At 64.5% G+C, this 17,585-nt stretch carries 20 protein-coding genes and 2 tRNA genes; 15 read left to right on the top strand and 7 right to left on the bottom strand.

The window, feature by feature from the left end; translation table 11 throughout:
- The first annotated feature begins 9 nt into the window (after positions 1-9).
- A complete protein-coding gene (gene pgsA, locus HCU76_RS07525; RefSeq protein WP_213956283.1) occupies positions 10-576 on the top strand; it encodes a CDP-diacylglycerol--glycerol-3-phosphate 3-phosphatidyltransferase in 567 nt (188 codons plus the stop codon).
- A complete protein-coding gene (locus HCU76_RS07520) occupies positions 573-1,463 on the top strand; it encodes a DMT family transporter (protein ID WP_218508895.1) in 891 nt (296 codons plus the stop codon). Before pgsA ends, HCU76_RS07520 begins: the two co-directional genes overlap by 4 nt.
- On the opposite strand, the gene HCU76_RS07515 is transcribed toward HCU76_RS07520, so the two are convergent.
- Positions 1,426-2,430, bottom strand: a complete 1,005-nt coding sequence (locus HCU76_RS07515; RefSeq protein WP_218509072.1) for a LysR substrate-binding domain-containing protein — start codon at positions 2,428-2,430, stop codon at positions 1,426-1,428. The genes HCU76_RS07520 and HCU76_RS07515 overlap by 38 nt on opposite strands.
- A 74-nt stretch (positions 2,431-2,504) precedes the next feature.
- Between HCU76_RS07515 and HCU76_RS07510 the strand changes: the two genes are divergently transcribed.
- The 7 genes from HCU76_RS07510 (at position 2,505) to HCU76_RS07480 (ending at position 7,617) form a co-directional block, all read left to right on the top strand.
- Positions 2,505-3,383: an alpha/beta fold hydrolase gene (locus tag HCU76_RS07510; protein WP_218508894.1), complete on the top strand. Its 879-nt coding sequence runs from the start codon at positions 2,505-2,507 to the stop codon at positions 3,381-3,383.
- 16 nt (positions 3,384-3,399) lie between these two features.
- Entirely contained in the window at positions 3,400-4,485 is a 1,086-nt protein-coding gene (locus HCU76_RS07505) for a tartrate dehydrogenase (RefSeq protein WP_218508893.1), read from the top strand.
- Positions 4,486-4,710: 225 nt separating this feature from the next.
- Complete coding sequence (locus HCU76_RS07500) at positions 4,711-4,983, top strand: HU family DNA-binding protein (RefSeq protein WP_068642416.1); 273 nt, start codon at positions 4,711-4,713, stop codon at positions 4,981-4,983.
- A 16-nt stretch (positions 4,984-4,999) separates the two neighbouring features.
- A tRNA-Val gene (locus HCU76_RS07495) sits at positions 5,000-5,075 on the top strand.
- 76 nt (positions 5,076-5,151) lie between these two features.
- The gene (locus HCU76_RS07490; protein ID WP_218508892.1) at positions 5,152-7,059 is read left to right on the top strand and encodes a SurA N-terminal domain-containing protein; all 1,908 of its coding nucleotides are present in this window, start codon (positions 5,152-5,154) and stop codon (positions 7,057-7,059) included.
- 29 nt (positions 7,060-7,088) lie between these two features.
- Positions 7,089-7,164, top strand: a tRNA-His gene (locus HCU76_RS07485).
- Positions 7,165-7,281: 117 nt separating this feature from the next.
- On the top strand, positions 7,282-7,617 hold the full coding sequence (locus tag HCU76_RS07480; protein ID WP_213956362.1) for an H-NS family nucleoid-associated regulatory protein: 336 nt from the start codon (positions 7,282-7,284) through the stop codon (positions 7,615-7,617).
- Positions 7,618-7,704: 87 nt separating this feature from the next.
- Here the strand turns inward: HCU76_RS07480 and HCU76_RS07475 are convergent, their stop codons facing one another.
- A complete protein-coding gene (locus HCU76_RS07475) occupies positions 7,705-8,691 on the bottom strand; it encodes an NADPH:quinone oxidoreductase family protein (protein WP_213956363.1) in 987 nt (328 codons plus the stop codon).
- 186 nt (positions 8,692-8,877) lie between these two features.
- On the opposite strand from HCU76_RS07475, the gene surE reads away from it, so the two are divergent.
- The 5 genes from surE (at position 8,878) to rlmD (ending at position 13,929) form a co-directional block, all read left to right on the top strand.
- On the top strand, positions 8,878-9,636 hold the full coding sequence (gene surE, locus HCU76_RS07470) for a 5'/3'-nucleotidase SurE (RefSeq protein WP_218508891.1): 759 nt from the start codon (positions 8,878-8,880) through the stop codon (positions 9,634-9,636).
- Positions 9,636-10,412: a protein-L-isoaspartate(D-aspartate) O-methyltransferase gene (locus HCU76_RS07465; RefSeq protein WP_213956365.1), complete on the top strand. Its 777-nt coding sequence runs from the start codon at positions 9,636-9,638 to the stop codon at positions 10,410-10,412. Before surE ends, HCU76_RS07465 begins: the two co-directional genes overlap by 1 nt.
- An 11-nt stretch (positions 10,413-10,423) precedes the next feature.
- Complete coding sequence (locus HCU76_RS07460) at positions 10,424-11,383, top strand: peptidoglycan DD-metalloendopeptidase family protein (protein ID WP_213956366.1); 960 nt, start codon at positions 10,424-10,426, stop codon at positions 11,381-11,383.
- 102 nt (positions 11,384-11,485) lie between these two features.
- The gene (locus HCU76_RS07455) at positions 11,486-12,406 is read left to right on the top strand and encodes a sigma-70 family RNA polymerase sigma factor (RefSeq protein WP_256354071.1); all 921 of its coding nucleotides are present in this window, start codon (positions 11,486-11,488) and stop codon (positions 12,404-12,406) included.
- Positions 12,407-12,498: 92 nt separating this feature from the next.
- A complete protein-coding gene (rlmD, locus tag HCU76_RS07450; RefSeq protein WP_213956368.1) occupies positions 12,499-13,929 on the top strand; it encodes a 23S rRNA (uracil(1939)-C(5))-methyltransferase RlmD in 1,431 nt (476 codons plus the stop codon).
- A gap of 99 nt (positions 13,930-14,028) precedes the next feature.
- Here rlmD and HCU76_RS07445 read toward each other — a convergent pair whose 3' ends face one another.
- Positions 14,029-14,730 (bottom strand): Bax inhibitor-1/YccA family protein, encoded by a 702-nt coding sequence (locus HCU76_RS07445; protein ID WP_213956369.1) that lies wholly within the window; start codon positions 14,728-14,730, stop codon positions 14,029-14,031.
- Positions 14,731-14,861: 131 nt separating this feature from the next.
- On the opposite strand from HCU76_RS07445, the gene HCU76_RS07440 reads away from it, so the two are divergent.
- Complete coding sequence (locus tag HCU76_RS07440; protein WP_213956370.1) at positions 14,862-15,269, top strand: heme-binding protein; 408 nt, start codon at positions 14,862-14,864, stop codon at positions 15,267-15,269.
- Positions 15,270-15,444: 175 nt separating this feature from the next.
- Here HCU76_RS07440 and hemP read toward each other — a convergent pair whose 3' ends face one another.
- The 4 genes from hemP to HCU76_RS07420 all read right to left on the bottom strand — a co-directional run bounded on the left by hemP (position 15,445) and on the right by HCU76_RS07420 (position 17,563).
- Positions 15,445-15,654, bottom strand: a complete 210-nt coding sequence (hemP, locus tag HCU76_RS07435; RefSeq protein WP_218508890.1) for a hemin uptake protein HemP — start codon at positions 15,652-15,654, stop codon at positions 15,445-15,447.
- Positions 15,655-15,750: 96 nt separating this feature from the next.
- On the bottom strand, positions 15,751-16,164 hold the full coding sequence (locus tag HCU76_RS07430; RefSeq protein ID WP_213956372.1) for a biopolymer transporter ExbD: 414 nt from the start codon (positions 16,162-16,164) through the stop codon (positions 15,751-15,753).
- A 5-nt stretch (positions 16,165-16,169) separates the two neighbouring features.
- Positions 16,170-16,883, bottom strand: a complete 714-nt coding sequence (locus tag HCU76_RS07425; RefSeq protein ID WP_213956373.1) for a MotA/TolQ/ExbB proton channel family protein — start codon at positions 16,881-16,883, stop codon at positions 16,170-16,172.
- Between the two features lie 14 nt (positions 16,884-16,897).
- Positions 16,898-17,563: an energy transducer TonB gene (locus HCU76_RS07420; protein WP_213956374.1), complete on the bottom strand. Its 666-nt coding sequence runs from the start codon at positions 17,561-17,563 to the stop codon at positions 16,898-16,900.
- Positions 17,564-17,585 lie beyond the last annotated feature (22 nt).

Below are 17,585 nucleotides of genomic sequence, written 5' to 3'. Positions count from 1 at the left end.
TCAAGCGCTATGTTCTGGACCCTGCCGACCATCATGACCTGGACGCGCATCGTCGCGATCCCCCTCATCGTCGGTGTGTTCTACCTGCCCATCGCCGAGCCGATGCGCAACCTCATCGCCACGGTGATGTTCGTCGTGTTCGCCTTGACCGACTGGCTCGACGGCTACCTGGCCCGCAAGCTCAACCAGACTTCCTCCTTCGGCGCCTTCCTCGACCCGGTGGCCGACAAGTTCCTGGTCTGCGCTTCCTTGCTGGTGCTGGTCCACCTGCAGCGCGCCGACGTTTTCGTGGCGCTCATTATCATCGGCCGCGAGATCGCGATTTCCGCCCTGCGCGAATGGATGGCGCAGATCGGCGCGAGCAAGAGCGTGGCCGTGCACATGGTCGGCAAGGTCAAGACGGTGGTGCAGATGGTGGCGATCCCGTTCCTCCTCTACGACGGCCAGCTGTTCGACCGCATCGACACGGGTACCTGGGGCCATTGGCTCATCTGGATTTCCGCCGTGCTCACCGTCTGGTCGATGGTCTATTACCTGCAGAAGGCGCTGCCCGAGATCCGGGCCCGCGCCAAATGACGGCCGAGGCGCGCGACACCGCCTGGCTTCGGCTGATGCCGGCGGTCTTCGTGCTGATCTGGAGCACCGGCTTCATCGTGGCGCGCTACGGCATGCCGTATGCGCCGCCGCTCAAGTTCCTCGCGGTGCGCTATGCCTTCTCGGTGCTTTGCTTCGGGCTGTGGATCGCCGTCGCACGCGTCGCGTGGCCGCAGCGACGCGAACAGTGGCTTCATCTGGTCGTCACCGGCATCCTGATGCAGGGCGGTTACCTGGGCGGCGTGTGGGCTGCCGTCAAGGCCGGCATGGGCTCGGGCCTGGTGGCCTTGCTGGTCGGCATCCAGCCGGTGCTGACGGCGGTGTGGCTCTCGCTCAGTGGCGGCGCGATCACCAAACGCCAGTGGGCCGGGCTGCTGCTCGGCTTCGCAGGCCTGGTGCTGGTGGTGTCGCGCAAGCTGGGGCAGGGCGGCGAAGTCACCGCGCTCAGCATGAGCCTGGCCATTCTTGCGCTGCTGTCGATCACGGTCGGCACGCTCTACCAGAAGCGCTTTGTCGCACCCTGCGATGTGCGCAGCGCCAGTGCCGTCCAACTTGCCGCCGCCTTGGTCGTGACCTTGCCATTCGCGTTGATGGAAAGCGACGCCATCGTCTGGAATGCGGCCGTGATGGGGTCGCTGGCCTGGTCTGTTCTCGCACTGTCGCTGGGTGGCAGTTCACTGCTCTACATGCTGATCCAGCGCGGCACCGCGACGGCGGTCACCAGCCTGCTGTACCTCGTGCCGCCTTGCACCGCGGTCATGGCCTGGCTGCTGTTCGACGAACCCATCACCCTGACCACATTGGCTGGCATCGGCATGACGGCCGTCGGGGTCAGCCTGGTGGTGCGCGGGGACGGCGCGCCGGCGTAGCCTTGGCGCCGCGACGTGCCGGCTTCGGCGCGGCTGCAGTCTCGACCTTCCACGGCTCGGAGCGAAACGCCTCGACCAGATGGTCGATCAGCAAGCGCACGCGGCGCGGCGTCTTCGGTCGCCAGGGCGCGATCCAGTGAATGTCCGCATCGGGCATCGCATATTGCGGCAGCACCCGCACGAGTTCGCCCGAGGCCAACTGCGGCGCAATGTCCCAGAGGCTGCGCAGCATGATGCCCCGCCCTTCCAGGCACCAGTCGCGCACCATCTCGCCCGAGTTGCTGGCCAGCGCGCCGCCCACGCGAACGCGCGCGGTGCTGCCATCTCGCGAATGGCGAAGCGACCACAGGTCGACCGGTCGCTGCAGTGCATTGGCGTTCTCGCGAGTCACCAGGCATTCATGCCCCGCCAGCGCCGGCGGATCCGCTGGCAATCCGCAGCGGTCCAGATAGCTCGGCGCCGCAGCCAGCACCCGCTGGTTGCGCGCGATGCGTCGCGTGACCCAGTCGCTCGCGTGCCGGCTCTGCCCGCTCCAGAGCCAGATGGCACCGTCGAAGCCTTCGGCGCCGAGGTCGGGCAGTTGCTCGGTCAGGTGGAGATCGATCCGCAGTCCCGGATGCCGCGCCTGGAATGCCGCAATCGCCGGCCCGACCCAGCGGCGGCCGAAGCCGAAGGTCGCGATCAGCCGCAACGTGCCGTTCAATGCGTCCTGCCGTTCCGACAGTTCGGTCTCCAGCGCAGCAAAGCCGTCGAGCAGGCTGTCGGCCCGCAGGCAAAGCGCCTCGCCCTCGGTCGTCAGGCTCAGGCGCCGCGTCGTGCGCTCGAACATGCGCTGTCCCAGCCGCGCCTCCAGCGCACCCAGCCGCTTGGTGATGACCGAGGGCACCACGCCCAGCGCGAGCCCCGCGCCTGCGAGGCTTCCCTGCGCGCGAATGGCCTGCATCAGTTCAAGGTCGTCGCGATCTATTCTTGCCATGCTAGAAAGTATCAATTGGCGGATTGTTGCTTGATGCGCCAAGGCACGCAACGCACAATCATCCTGTGCTCAATTCATTCACCCCCTTCGAAGTCCTGCGCGGCCCGGTCCGCCTGCATGGCCGCATCGGCGGTCGCGGCGCTCCCTTGCTGTTGTTGCACGGACATCCGCAGACCCACGTGATCTGGCATCGCCTGGCCCCCATGCTGGCGCAGCGCTTCACGCTCGTCATGATGGACTTGCGCGGCTATGGCGACTCCAGCCGACCTGTTGCCGGCGCGGACCATGCTGCCTACAGCAAGCGCGAGATGGCGCTCGATGCGCTGGCCGTAATGAAACACCACGGCTTCGATCGCTTCGGTGTACTGGCGCATGACCGCGGCGCACGCGTGGCGCATCGCCTTGCAGCGGACCATGCGGGCGCTGTCGATCGCATGCTGCTGCTCGACATCGCGCCCACACTGGCGATGTACCGCGACACGAGCGAGGCATTCGCCCGCGCCTACTGGCACTGGTTCCTGTTGATCCAGCCGCCGCCCCTGCCCGAGGCCTTGATCGAATCCGGACCCGCACGCTATGTGCGCAGCGTGATCGGCAGCCGTCACGCCGGCCTCGCGCCATTCGCAGCTGAAGCACTCGCGGAATACGAGCGATGCGCCGCCATCGAAGGCACGGCCCACGCGATCTGCGAGGACTACCGCGCCTCTGCCTCGATCGATCTCGAACACGACCGCGCCGACATCGCCGCAGGCCGCCTGCTCACCCAGCCCCTGCAGGTGCTGTGGGGTGAGCATGGCGCGGTTGGCCGTTGTTTCGACGTGCTGTCACTGTGGCGCGAGCGCGCACTCGATGTGTCCGGCCGTGCGTTGCCGTGCGGCCACTACCTTCCCGAAGAGGCGCCGCAAGCCATTGCCGACGCGGCCCTCGCCTTCTTTCCCAACTGATTCCTGGAGACCCTGAATGAGCACACGACGCATCGCAGTCATCGCCGGCGACGGCATCGGCAAGGAGACCATGCCCGAAGGCATCCGCGTCCTCGACGCGGCCGCACGAAAGTTCGGCATCGACCTGAAATTCGATCACTTCGATTTCTCGAGTTGGGACTACTACGAGAATCACGGCAAGATGCTTCCAGACAACTGGAAGGACCAGATCGGCGGTCACGACGCCATCCTGTTCGGCGCCGTCGGTTGGCCGCAGAAGATCCCGGACCATGTGTCGCTGTGGGGCTCGCTGCTGCTGTTCCGTCGCGAGTTCGACCAGTACATCAACCTGCGCCCCGCGCGCCTCATGCCCGGCATCACGGCGCCCGTGGTCCGTCGCGACGGCTCCCCGCGTCAACCCGGCGAGATCGACATGTACATCGTGCGCGAGAACACCGAAGGCGAGTACTCGAGCATCGGCGGACGCATGTACGAAGGAACGCCGCGCGAGATCGTGATCCAGGAGACCGTGATGTCGCGCATCGGCGTGGATCGGGTGCTGAAGTTCGCGTTCGAACTGGCCCGATCGCGCCCCAAGAAGCACCTGACCAGCGCCACCAAATCGAACGGCATCTCCATCACGATGCCGTACTGGGACGAGCGCGTTGCAGCCATGGCCAGGGACTATGCGGATGTCGAACTCGACAAGTTCCACATCGACATCCTCACCGCGCATTTCGTGCAGCGGCCCGACTTCTTCGACGTGGTGGTCGCGAGCAATCTGTTCGGCGACATCCTCTCCGATCTCGGCCCCGCATGCACCGGCACCATCGGCATCGCGCCCAGCGCCAACCTGAATCCGCAACGCACCACGCCCTCGCTGTTCGAGCCCGTGCACGGCTCCGCACCGGACATCGCAGGCAAGGGCATCGCCAATCCGATCGGCCAGATCTGGTGCGGCGCGATGATGCTCGAGTTCCTCGGCCACAAGAATGCGCACGACGCGATCCTTGCCGCTATCGAGGCCGTGCTGGCACCGAAGAGTGGCGCGCCGCGCACGCCCGACATCGGCGGAACGGCCGGCACGACCGACCTCGGAAAGGCCATCGCCGACGCCCTTTGAAAAGGACTGCACGAAAGGCCCCTAAAATTGCGGAGGCCGTTGGTCTGACCGGCGTGATGTCTTATTGACACCCCGTAGACCAGTGGCTTTAATCGTTGTCGGCAGTGCGCTGCCGACGCGCCGAAACTGTCTCCCTCCTTCTCGCACCGCGCAGCGCGGCACCACTGCGGGGTCGGTCATGCCATCGGCGATACCTGACAACTTTTTTTCCGACAAGAGGCCCTTGTGAACAAGACCGAACTGATTGAACACATCGCAAAGAATGCCGATATTTCCAAAGCAGCCGCCACCCGCGCACTCGAATCCACCATCGGGGCGATTCGCACGACCTTGAAGAAAGGCAACTCGGTGTCCCTCGTGGGTTTTGGTACTTTCGCTGTAGGTAAGCGTGCCGCGCGCACGGGCCGCAATCCGCGCACCGGCGCTGCGATTAAAATCAAGGCCGCCAAGATCCCCAAGTTCCGTCCCGGCAAGGCGCTGAAAGACGCGCTGAACTGAGACATCGTTTTCGGTGGGGTGCTTAGCTCAGCTGGTAGAGCGGCGCCCTTACAAGGCGTAGGTCGGGGGTTCGAGCCCCTCAGCACCCACCACCCGATGCAAAGGCGAACAGGTTGTTCGCCTTTTTTATTGCCTGAGTCCGGGCCGAGTCGATAGAGAGAATGCTCAATGTTTGATTTCTTCCGCAAGTACAACAAGATCGTCATGGTGTTCTTGTTCTTGCTGATCATTCCGTCGTTCATATGGTTTGGCGTCGCTGATCGCTACAACCGGTCTGACCAGGGCGAGAAGGTCGCAAGCGTCGACGGCCACGACATCACGCGGCCTGAATGGGAGCAGCAGCACCGCATCGAAGTCGACCGCATTCGCCAGCAATCGCCGAATGTCGATGTGGCCATGTTCGATACCGATGCGGCGAAGTACGCCACCCTCGAACGCATGGTCCGCGACCGCGTGCTGCAGATCGCCGCGCAAAAAACCAACATGACGGTGTCGGAAGACAAACTGGCCCGTTACTTTGCAGCTGACCCTGGCCTGGCCATGTTCCGTGGTGCGGACGGCAAGTTCGATCGCGAGTTGTTCCAGCGCGCTACCCAGCAGACGCCCGAGCAATACGAAGCCTCGGTCCGCGCGAGCCTGGCGACGCAACAGGTGTTGCAAGGTCTTGCCGGTTCCGCCTTCGCGACCAAGGCGCAAGCCGATGCAACACTCAATGCTTTCTATGACCGCCGTGAAGTGCAGTTGGCCAAGTTCAATCCGGCCGACTTCGCCAGCAAGGTCAACGTCAACGACGCGGACCTCGAGGCCTGGTACAAGGATCACAAGGCGCAGTTCCAGGCGCCCGAGCAGGCCGACGTCGAGTACGTCGTGCTGGACCTGGATTCGGTCAAGAAGAACATCGCCGTCAGCGAGGCCGACCTCAAGACCTACTACGAGCAGAACAAGGCGCGCTTCACCACCAAGGAAGAGCGCCGCGCCAGCCACATCCTGATCACCGCGCCGGCCAGTGCGCCTGCTGCGGACCGTGAAAAGGCCAAGGCCAAGGCCGAGCAGTTGCTGGCCGAGGTGAAGAAATCGCCCGCCAGCTTCGCCGACATTGCACGCAAGAATTCGCAGGACCCCGGCTCGGCCGAAAAGGGCGGCGACCTGGACTTCGTGAAGCGCGACGGCACCATGGTCAAGCCCTTCGAGGACGCGATGTTCACGCAGAAGAAGGGCGAGATCAGTGGCTTGGTGGAAACCGAGTTCGGCTACCACATCATCGAGGTCACGGACATCAAGCCGGAGACGACGCCCACGTTCGACCAGGTGCGCGCGCGCATCGAGGACGAGGCCCGCGCGCAACTGGCCACGCAGGAATTCGCCAAGGCCGCAGAGTCGTTCAGCGACATGGTCTTCCAGCAGCCCGACAGCCTGCAACCGGTCGCGGACAAGTTCAAGCTCAAGGTCCAGACGGCCGCCCAGGTCGCGCGCACGCCGCCCGCAGGCGCCACCGGTCCCCTGGCCAACCGCAAGTTCCTGGATGCGCTGTATGCAGCGGACACGCGCGAACGCAAGCACAACACCGAAGCCGTCGAAGTCGGCCCCAGCCAACTCGCTTCCGGCCGCATGACCAAGTACATGGCAGCGCGCACGCAAGAGTTCATCGAGGTGAAGGACAAGGTCCGGACCCTGTTGATCGCGGAGCGTGCCGGCGCCTTGGCCAAGGCCGAGGGCGAGGCCAGGCTCAAGGCGTGGCAAGCCGATGCGGCGGGCGCCAAGTTGACGGAGCCGGTGACGATCTCGAGGCTTGAAGCCCAGTCGGTACCGCCGCCGGTGGTGGAGGGCGCCTTGCGCGCCGACACGACCAAGCTGCCGGCATGGACGGGCGTCGATCTTGGCGCGCAGGGCTATGTGGTGGTTCGCGTGAACAAGGTGGTTCCCCGCGAAGCGCCCAAGCCGGAGCAGGCGACGCAGGAGATCGGGCAGTTCTCGCAGATCGTCGCCGGCGCCGAGAGCAACGCCTACTATGAGTTGCTGAAGCAACGCTACAAGGCAGAAATCAGCGTTCCGCGACCGGCCGCAGCAACGCCCTAAATTTTGACGCTATAATTGAAGGCTCTTTGGTGGCTGTAGCTCAGCTGGTAGAGTCCCAGATTGTGATTCTGGTCGTCGTGGGTTCGAGTCCCATCAGCCACCCCAAAACATCCTGAAACGCGCCCGTCTTCACGACGGGCGCGTTTTTTTGCGTTTGCCAGTTGGAAGCGTTATTTTTTTGAATTAGAATTTTTTCTTTTCAAAATAGAGAAAGCAGGCCAAATGTCCTCTCTTGCCGATATCAATTCCCAGATCAAGAAGCACGACGAGCAGATCGCGCAATTGCGCAAGCAGGCCGAGGAGCTTCGCAACCAGGAGCGCGCCTCGGTGATCGACGACATCCGGGCGAAGATTGCGGAATACGGCCTGAGCGCTGCCGATCTCAAACTCGTGACGCGCGGTGCAGCCGGCAAGCGCTCCGGTGCAGCGCCCGCAAAGGCCGCCGTCAAATACCGCGGTCCGAATGGCGAGGGTTGGTCGGGTGGTCGTGGTCGCAAGCCGCGTTGGGTGACCGAAGCACTGGCTGCCGGCAAGTCACTCTCCGACTTCGAAATTTGAGCGACGCCCCGGCCTCAAAAGAAAAGCCCGCATCGCGGGCTTTTTCAATGGTGCACCGCCATCGAGTGGCGATCTGCGTGAGCCGTGTCAGTTCACCATCACCAGCTTGCCCTTGACACCGCGTGAGCCCATGTGCGCATAGGCGGCCTTGAGGTCTGCCATGGGCATGGTGCTGTCGATCACGGGCTTGATCTTGCCCTGACCGTACCATTGGGCCAATTCGGCCATCATTGCCGCATTGGCCTTGGGTTCCCTTTTGGCAAAGTCACCCCAGAACACACCCACCAGCGACGCGCCCTTGAGCAGCATCAAATTCAAGGGCAGAGCGGGAATGGGGCCCGCTGCAAATCCAACCACCAAATAGCGGCCACGCCAACCGATCGACCTGAACGCGGGCTCGGCAAAGTCGCCGCCGACCGGATCGTAAATAACATCCGGGCCTTTGCCGTCGGTCGCTGCTTTGATGGCATCGCGGAAGCCGTTCGGCAAGGCATGCGTCGTGTAATTGATGGTGATATCGGCGCCGATGGACTTGCACAGTTCGCATTTCTCATCGGTCGATGCCGCTGCAATCACGCGGGCGCCGGCGGCCTTGGCAATCTGTATTGCGGCCGTGCCGACGCCGCCCGCCGCGCCCAATACCAGCACGGTCTCGCCGGCCTTGAGTTGGGCCCGATCCATCAATGCATGCCACGAAGTGGCGTAGATCATGATGAAAGCGGCCGCATCCACATAGCCGAAGCCATCGGGCAAGGGCATGCATAGCGCGGCCGGCGCCAGCGTGTGCGTGCCAAAGCCGCCGGTGCCCGACAGGCAGGCCACGTTCTGGCCAACCTTGAGGTGGCTCACGCCTTCACCCACAGCCTGGACGACGCCGGCATATTCCGAGCCCGGCACGAAGGGCAGGGGCGGCTTCATCTGGTACTTGTTCTGGACGATGAGCAGATCGGGGAAGTTCAGGCTGGCAGCCTTGATCTCGATCAGCACCTGGCCGGGGCCGGGTTGCGGTGTGGGCAGTTCCTTCCAGGTCAGCGCATCGACGCCGATCGGGTTTTCGCAAAGCCACGCGTGCATGTCAGGCCTCCTGCCGGGCTGCCCCGAGGGAGGCTGCGGCCCCTTGGGGGGCAATGAATACACGAAGTGATGAATGTCGGGGCATAGGTTGAGTCTCCTTGGGGGCGGCCATGATACGTTTGCTCTCCTTCGGCCCAATGTCTCTGGCGTGACCGGACGCAACCCTAGAATGCCCGCATCAACGCCATGAAAATTCTCATCTCCAACGACGACGGGTACCAGGCGCCCGGCATCGTCGCGCTTCACGCTGCACTGAAGGACATTGCCGACGTCGAGGTCGTCGCACCGGAGCACAACAACAGCGCCAAGTCGAACGCATTGACGCTGGCCGCCCCGCTCTATGTGCATGCTGCGCACAACGGTTTCCGGTATGTGACGGGGACGCCTGCGGACTGCGTCCACATCGCGCTCAAGGGCTTGCTCGGCTACCGGCCGGACCTGGTCGTCTCGGGCATCAACAATGGCGCCAACATGGGTGACGACACCATCTATTCAGGGACGGTCGGCGCGGCGATGGAGGCGTATCTCTTCGGCATCCCGGCCATTGCGTTCTCGCAGACCGAAAAGGGTTGGGCGCACATCGATGCGGCGGCCGAGGTCGCGCGGCGATTGGTGCTGCAGATCGAGCGCGAGCGCATGCTCGAAGGGCCTGCCTTCCTGCTCAACGTGAACGTGCCGAACCTGCCGTTCGCCGAATTGCAGGCCACCAGGGTTTGCCGGCTGGGTCGGCGTCATTCCGCGGAGAAGGTCATCACGCAAGACAGTCCGCGCGGCGAAACCATGTACTGGATCGCCAGCGCCGGCAGCGCCAAGGACAGTGGCGAAGGCACCGACTTCCACGCCACTTCGTTGGGGCATGTCGCGCTGACGCCGTTGCAAATCGACCTGACCGATCACGCGAACCTCGGCGCCTGGCGCGACGCGGTCGTCCGTCTCACGAACTGATGGCCACGCAGCGTCCGAGTTTCCCGGTCCGGCTCAAGCCGACCGCTTCCGCGGCCACGCAAGGCCGCACGTCCGCGGTGCCGGTGCGGCCCGCCGTTCTCAGCAGCACGCCGTCGATGGCGTCGGACGCGGTGCGCGCCCGCATGGTGCAAAGGCTTGCGGCGCAAGGCGTCGCCGACACGCGCGTGTTGCGCGCAATGGGCTCCGTCGAGCGCCACCGTTTTGTTGACAGTGCGCTGGTCAACCAGGCCTACGAGGACACGAGCCTTCCGATCGGCCTGGGCCAGACCATCTCCAAGCCGAACGTCGTCGCCCGCATGATCGAACTGCTCCTGGGCGCGCCTGCCCTGAACGGCAAGCCGAGCGATCGGCTCGGACGCGTGATGGAGATCGGCACCGGATGCGGCTACCAGGCTGCCGTGCTGAGCCATGTCGCGAGCGAGGTCTACAGCATCGAGCGCCTGCGCGGTCTGCACGAGAAAGCGCGCGCCAATCTGCGCCCGTTTCGCATTGCAACGGTGCACCTGTTGCTAGGCGACGGCATGATCGGTTACGCCAAGGGTGCGCCGTACGCAGGCATCATCGCGGCAGCGGGCGGCGAGTCAGTGCCGGAAGAATGGGTTTCGCAACTCGCGGTGGGTGGGCGTATCGTGGCGCCGACACACGCCATCTCGGGCGGACAAGCGCTCGTCGTGATCGACAAAACCGCCGGCGGCGTGCAGCGGCGCGTTCTTGAGGCGGTCCACTTTGTCCCCCTAAAATCGGGAATTGCTTGAAGGAAGAACTAATGCAGGGTATTGGCAATCGGAGCTGGGTCGCCGGCGTTGCGCTGGGGTTGACGCTCGTGATTGCGGGTTGTGCCACGCCACGCAGTCCCGCGCCCGTCGAGGACCGTGGCGTGATGACGAGGACGCCAGCAGCTTCCGTACCGGTTGTCCCCAACCCCGGTGGCTCGCCGTTGACCGTCGACCAGCAGGGTCGCCCGCTGGCTGGCATCGAGAACTACGGCAAGCCCGGGTACTACGCGGTGCGTCCCGGTGACACCATTCGCCGCATCGGCATGGACACCGGACAGCGCTGGCAGGACATCGCGCGCTGGAACAACCTTGAAAACCCCGATCAGATCGAAGTAGGCCAGGTGTTGCGCGTCATCCCGCCACCAGGCGGTGGTGCTACAGCGCCGACATCGGTTGCAGCGATCCCCTCGGCCGCCACGACGGTGCCCAGCACGACGACGGCCGCCGCCCCTGCCGTCGCGGCCACGGGGGCCGCGAGTGCCGCCGCCATCGCTGCGACTGCGGCTGCCGCGGCGCCCGCGCCAGCCAAGCCGCCTGTCACGACATCGTCAGTCGCCCCCGCGGCGGCGGCTTCGGGCGACGAGGACGTGGGCTGGATCTGGCCGGCCCAGGGCAGCCTGGTCGCTGGCTTCGACGAGGTCAAGAACAAGGGCCTGGACATTGCCGGCAAGGCCGGCGAGCCGGTGCTTGCGGCCGCTGATGGTCAGGTGGTGTATGCGGGTGCCAACCTGCGCGCCTATGGCAACCTGATCATTCTCAAACACAACAGTACCTACCTCACGGCGTACGCCCACAACCAGACGCTGCTGGTGAAGGAAGACCAGACGGTGCAGAAGGGCCAGAAGATCGCGGAGATGGGTAACAGCGGGACTGACCGCGTCAAGTTGCATTTCGAGATCCGCCGCCAAGGCAAGCCGGTCGATCCGGCCCGCTACCTGCCGCCTCGATAGCGACGTGCGCCCCGCCCCGGTCGAGCACAGGGGCGAGAGGCGACGGATTGCCAATGTGATCTCGCACAACGCCTGCGGATGCCGCTGGCTTGGAGGGAACAGATGGAGTCCCAAAGCGACGAGGACCCGCAGCGCCTCGCGGGTCAGGAACCCTTGCCGGGGCTTGAAGGTGGCGACTCGCTGACGCGCTACCTGCGTGAAGTCCGGCGCACGCAGCTCTTCACTTCCGCCGAGGAATTCCAGACCGCGTGCGCGGCCCGCGCGGGCGACTTTTCGGCGCGCCAGTCGATGATCGAGCACAACCTTCGGCTGGTCGTCAACATCGCCAAGGGCTACCTGGGCCGCGGGGTGCCGCTTGCCGATCTCATCGAAGAGGGCAACCTCGGGCTGATGCACGCCATCACCAAGTTCGAGCCTGAGCGTGGCTTTCGCTTTTCGACGTATGCGACATGGTGGATACGCCAGTCGACCGAGCGTGCCGTGATGAACCAGGGTCGCGCGATCCGCTTGCCGGTGCACGTGGTGCGGGAACTGCAGCAGGTGCTGCGTGCGCGGCGATCACTCGAAGGCGATCCCGATTTTGCCGCGCGTCGCCCTGAGGGCGTCCGCGTCGAAGACATCGCCGCGCTGCTTGGCCGTGACGTGCAGGAGGTGAGCGATCTGCTGGTGTTGGCCGAGACGCCGCGCTCGCTCGGCGCCGGCGGCGAGCATGGCGGCGAAGACGGTTTCAGCCTGGCTGACACGATTCCCTCCGATGACGAAACAACTGATCCGTCCGGCGTGACGCAATCGCATGAAGTCGAGCGGTTGCTCGACAACTGGATCGAGACGCTCAGCGGCCGCGAGCGCGAGGTGCTGGAAGGTCGCTACGGCTTGCATGATCGAGAGCCTGAAACGCTCGAAGTACTGAGCGTGCGTCTCGGCCTCACGCGCGAGCGCGTGCGCCAGATCCAGAACGAGGCGCTGGCCAAGATGCGCCGCCACCTGACGCGCGCAGGCATTGGGCGCGACGCACTTTTTTGAGGCGACGACGGACCCGGCGCCGCGCGGTGCGCCAGTACCCCCTTGCTGCGTCGAGCCGATGACAGTGCATGCGGCGCTGAGACAATCGGCGCATGACAACAGAAACAGCAGAGAAGAAGGCGCCGCCGTCCCCCGATGAGTGGCTGCAAGTCGAGTCCCTCGACCTGGACGCGCAAGGTGTCGCACACAAGTCCGATGGCAAGGTGGTTTTCATCGAAGGCGCATTGCCTTTCGAGGAAGTGCAGATCAAGGTCTTGCGCAAGAAAAACAACTGGGAGCAGGGCGTGCTCACCGCATTGCAGCGCGAGTCTTCGCAACGCGTGCGCCCCGGCTGCCAGCATTTCGGGCTGCATGCCGGCGCATGCGGCGGTTGCAAGATGCAGCACCTCGACGCCGCCGCCCAGGTGGCCGTCAAGCAGCGCGCGCTGGAAGATGCGCTGTGGCACCTCGGCAAGGTCAAGCCGGACAACATGTTGCGACCCCTGGAAGGGCCATCGTGGCACTACCGCTACCGCGCGCGGCTGTCGGTGCGGCACGTGATCAAGAAGGGCGTGGTGCTGATCGGCTTCCACGAGCGCAAGAGCAGCTACGTGGCCGACATGACCGAGTGCCCGGTGCTGCCGAAACAAGTGAGCGACCTGCTGGTGCCACTGCGCGGCCTCATCGATTCGATGGAGGCGCGGCAGACCTGCCCGCAGATCGAACTGGCTTGCGGCGATGCGCCTGGTGGTACGACGCTCGGTGTGATCGCGCTGGTGCTGAGACACCTCGAGCCCCTGGCCGCAGCCGACATCGCACGACTGCGGGCCTTTGCGGCCGCGCATCCCGCCGTCCAGTGGTGGCTTCAGGCCAAAGGCCCGGAAACGGTCAAGCTGCTTGACGAAGGCGGTGCGACGCTGTCTTACGATCTGCCAGATTTCGGCATCAGCATGCCGTTCAAGCCCACCGATTTCACTCAGGTGAACCCGCACATCAACCGCGTGCTCGTCACGCGCGCACTGCGCATGCTCGGCGTGCGCCGCGAAGAGAGGGTGATCGACTGGTTCTGCGGACTCGGCAATTTCACACTGCCGCTGGCCACCTGTGCCGGCGAAGTGCTGGGCATCGAGGGCAGCGACACGCTGGTCGCGCGCGCCAACGAGAACTTCATGCGGAACCAGGCTGCCGCGCCCGCCGGCCGCCCGTTGAGCCCGACCCGTTTCGTCTCGCGCAACCTCTTCGAGATGACGCCGGAAATGCTGATCGCCGATGGCCGTGCCGATCGCTGGCTGGTCGATCCGCCGCGCGAAGGCGCCTTCGCGCTGGCCAAGGCGGTGGCCGAGTTGCACCAGCAACCCGAACGCCGCGGCGACTGGACACCACCGAAGCGCATCGTCTATGTGAGTTGCAACCCGGCCACCCTGGCGCGCGACGCGGGTCTGCTGGTGCACCAAGGCGGCTACCGCTGCAGCAGCGCGGGAGTGATCAACATGTTCCCGCATACGGCACACGTCGAGTCGATGGCTGTCTTCGATCTCGAATAGTCCGCGATGCAAATGGAAAAAGGGGCCGAATGGCCCCTTTTTCATGTGCGCTCCGAGAGCGCTCGATCAAGCGAGGCACCTCGCGGGCACCTGCGCAATTCAGTCGCGTTCGCCGCCGAAGATGCCCAGCAATGCCAACAGGCTCTGGAACACGTTGAACAAGTCCAGGTAGAGCGAGAGTGTTGCGCTGATGTAGTTGGTTTCCCCGCCGTCGATGATCTGCTTCAGGTCATACAGCATGTAGGCCGAGAAGATGCCGATTGCGGCGACCGAGATGGCCAGCATGCCGGCGGTGGATCCAACGAATATGTTGATGATCGAGCCGATGAACAGCACCATCACGCCGACGAACAGGAACTTGCCCATGCCTGAAAGGTCGCGCTTGATCACCGTCGCCAGGGAAGCCATCACGAAGAAGACGCCCGCCGTGCCGCCGAAAGCCGTCATGACGAGTTCCGGGCCGTTCTTGAAACCGAGCACCTGCGCGATCAGGCGCGAGAGCATCAGGCCCATGAAGAAGGTGAAGCCGAGCAGGACCGGCACGCCGGCGGCCGAGTTCTTGGTCTTTTCGATCGCGAACATGAAGCCGAATGCGCCTGCAAGGAAGACCATCAGCCCGAGCCCGCCACCGAGGCGCATGGTAATGCCGGTCTGTACGCCGATCCAAGCGCCCAGCACGGTGGGAATGAGGCTCAGGGCCAGTAGCCAATAGGTATTGCGCAGCACGCGCTGTCGCTCTACCTGCGGTAGCGCCTGGCCGTAGCCGGCAGCGACGTCGATGGAAGTGACGCGGTCGTTCATCTTGAAATGCTCCTTTGGTACTGCTGACTGCAGTTGGGCGCATTTTAGGGGTCTGCAAGGGGGGCTCAGCAAAAACCGCGCCGACCTGTCGCCGTTATGCTTGAGCGTTCACTTCGCAACATACATCGATCATGAAGACCAAGTCCTATCTCGAACTTGCCGACGTCAAGGCCATCGCCGCCGGTGCCGAGGCGGAAGCGCTCAAGAACAACTGGGCGGTGACCATCGCCATTGCCGATGACGGCGGCAATCTGCTGTGGCTGCAGCGCCTCGATGGCGCCAATGCCCTGTCGGCGCACATAGCGCCCGCCAAGGCGCACACCGCCGCCATGGGCCGGCGCGACAGCAAGGGCTACGAGGACATCATCAACGGCGGACGCACTGCCTTCCTGACCGTGCCGGCGCTGCACGCCATGCTCGAAGGCGGCGTGGCCATCGTCAAGGACGGGCAGGTGATCGGCGCGGTGGGCGTGAGCGGCGTCAAGTCGAATGAGGATGCGCAGGTCGCCCAGGCCGGCATCGCTGCCATCGGGCTCTGATTTCTCGCTGCCGCCATGCAAAACGCCGACCCCATGGTCGGCGTTTTCATTTGGCTGTCATCGTGAAAAAAAGCTTGGCTAGTCGGCGAACCGTTGGCTAGCAAAAAACGACCTTTGGAGAATTGCTCTCCTCGGTCGCCCCACGATGAAACTTGCCCGGGGCGGCAGGCCGGCCCTACTTGGTGAGGATCAGCTTGCCCAATTTGGTGGCTTGAAGTCGGTACAGCGATCCGTTGTGCAGGATGCCCACCGTCTTGTTACCTTGCAGCAGCGCCGCGCTTTCAACCAGCGGCACGGGTTTTTCGCCGGGCGCCACGCCTCGGCCACCTGACCGATCCAGCGACGGATGGCTCAGCACTGAAAAGGAGGTCAGGGTGGTTTGCATGGCGAGGACCTTTGCTGAATCGATAAGGTAATGATAATGATTCGCAATACATTTGTCAATCGAAATGATCGAGAAATGCAGTCGAGGGGCTCTTGACTACTTCGCGTCGGGTTCGGTGATGAAGCCGATCTTGCGCACGCCCGCCTCGCGCGCCGCAGACATCGCCTTGGCCACGCGCTCATAGCGGACGTCCTTGTCGCCGCGGATGTGCAGTTCGGGCTGGGGCTCTTTCGCGGCTTCTGCAGCGAGGCGCGGTTCCAGCTCGGCGTCGCTGACGGGCTGGTCGTTCCAGAAGTAGCTGCCGTCGGCCTTGATGCTGAAAACGATGTTCTCGGGCTTGGTCAACTCGCGCTCGCTGCTGGCGCGCGGCAGGTCGATGGCGACGGCGTGCTTCATCACGGGCACGGTGATGATGAAGATGATGAGGAGCACCAGCATGACGTCGACGAGCGGCGTCATGTTGATCTCGTTCATCACCTCATCGGGTTCGTCCTGGGTTCCGAAAGCCATGGCGCTCAGCCTTTCTTGAGCGGCAGCACGGTGGCCGGCTCGCTGCTCTGGACTCGGGCGCCCGTCACGAAGTAGGCGTGCAGGTCGTGGGCAAAGCTGTTGAGCTTGGTCAGCACGAACTTGTTGCCGCGCACCAGCGCGTTGTAGCCGAGCACGGCGGGAATCGCCACGGCCAGGCCCAGCGCCGTCATGATCAGCGCCTCGCCGATCGGGCCGGCGACCTTGTCGATGGTCGCCTGCCCGGCAGTGCTGATGCTCATCAACGCGTGGTAGATGCCCCAGACGGTTCCGAAAAGGCCGATGAACGGCGCGGTGGAGCCAACAGAGGCCAGGATGGCCAGTCCGGTCTGCAGGCGCGCGGTGAATTCGTCGATGCCGTTGCGCAGGCAGCGGGTGACCCAGTCGCTCACGTCCAGCGTGTCGTGCAGGTGCGCCTTGGTGTTGCGATGGTGCGCGGTCGCTTCGCGGCCCTCCAGCGCGAGGGCGCGGAACGGGTTGCTGTCGTCCTTGCCCAGCTTGTTCAGCGCGGTGGCGAAGTCTTCGCTGTGCCAGAAGTCTGACGAGCCGCGCGCCAGACGCTTGTAGCGAATGACGTCCAGCGCCTTGACCAGGATGACGATCCAGGACGCAAGCGACATGCCGATCAACAGCAGCGCAACGCCGCGTGTGACGATGTCGCCCTGTGCCCAGAGGTTCATCAGTCCAAATTGGGAATCCATGTGTTGCTCCAGATCTACTCGGGTTTCGTGAAATTGATGGGCGCCAGGAAGTAGCGCAGCGTTTCGTCGCTGGCGCCGGGGCGGTTCAGCGGGGTGATTTGGGACTTCAGGACGGCATCGCGCGCGGCCTGGTCCAGCCGTTCGTAGCCGCTGGATGTCCGGATTTCGGCGCGTTTCGGAAAGCCGGCGTTGTTGAAGTACACGGCGATGACGACGCGGCCGTATTCGCCCATGCGTGCGCTCATCCGGGGATATTCGCGGGGCGGTTCGCGCACCCACTGAACATCGCCTTCCGACAGGTTGATGATGCGTGGCGGCGCAGGTGGCGCGGGTGGAGGCGGTGCTGGTGGGGCTGGCGGCTCGGGGGCGGCGACCGGCGCGGGTGGCGGTGGCGGCTCGACCGAGCCGGTCGGCGCGTTGGGCGCAGGCGGCGCGGGCGTGCGAATGGCCTGCGGACGCGGCGGCGGCGGGGTCTTGGTGATCTCGCGTTTCACCTGGGGCGGTGGCGGCGGTGGAGGAGGCGGAGGCTCTGCCGGCTTGGGCGGCGCGATCAGCTCGCTGAGGATCTCGACCGGGATCACCACTTCGGCGGCCTTGCGGATCAACCCGGTCTGGAGCGCCCAGAGGGCAGCGAGATGGAACACCACCACGCCACTGGCGATGACGGCATTGCGGGACATCCCCGCAGGAGCATTGAAGCGG

Source organism: Variovorax sp. dw_308 (genome assembly GCF_019207085.1).
In the GTDB taxonomy this organism is placed as follows: Bacteria; Pseudomonadota; Gammaproteobacteria; order Burkholderiales; family Burkholderiaceae_C; genus Variovorax.
Note: the sequence above shows the minus strand (reverse complement) of the source record. Positions and strands in the feature narration are given on the sequence as shown.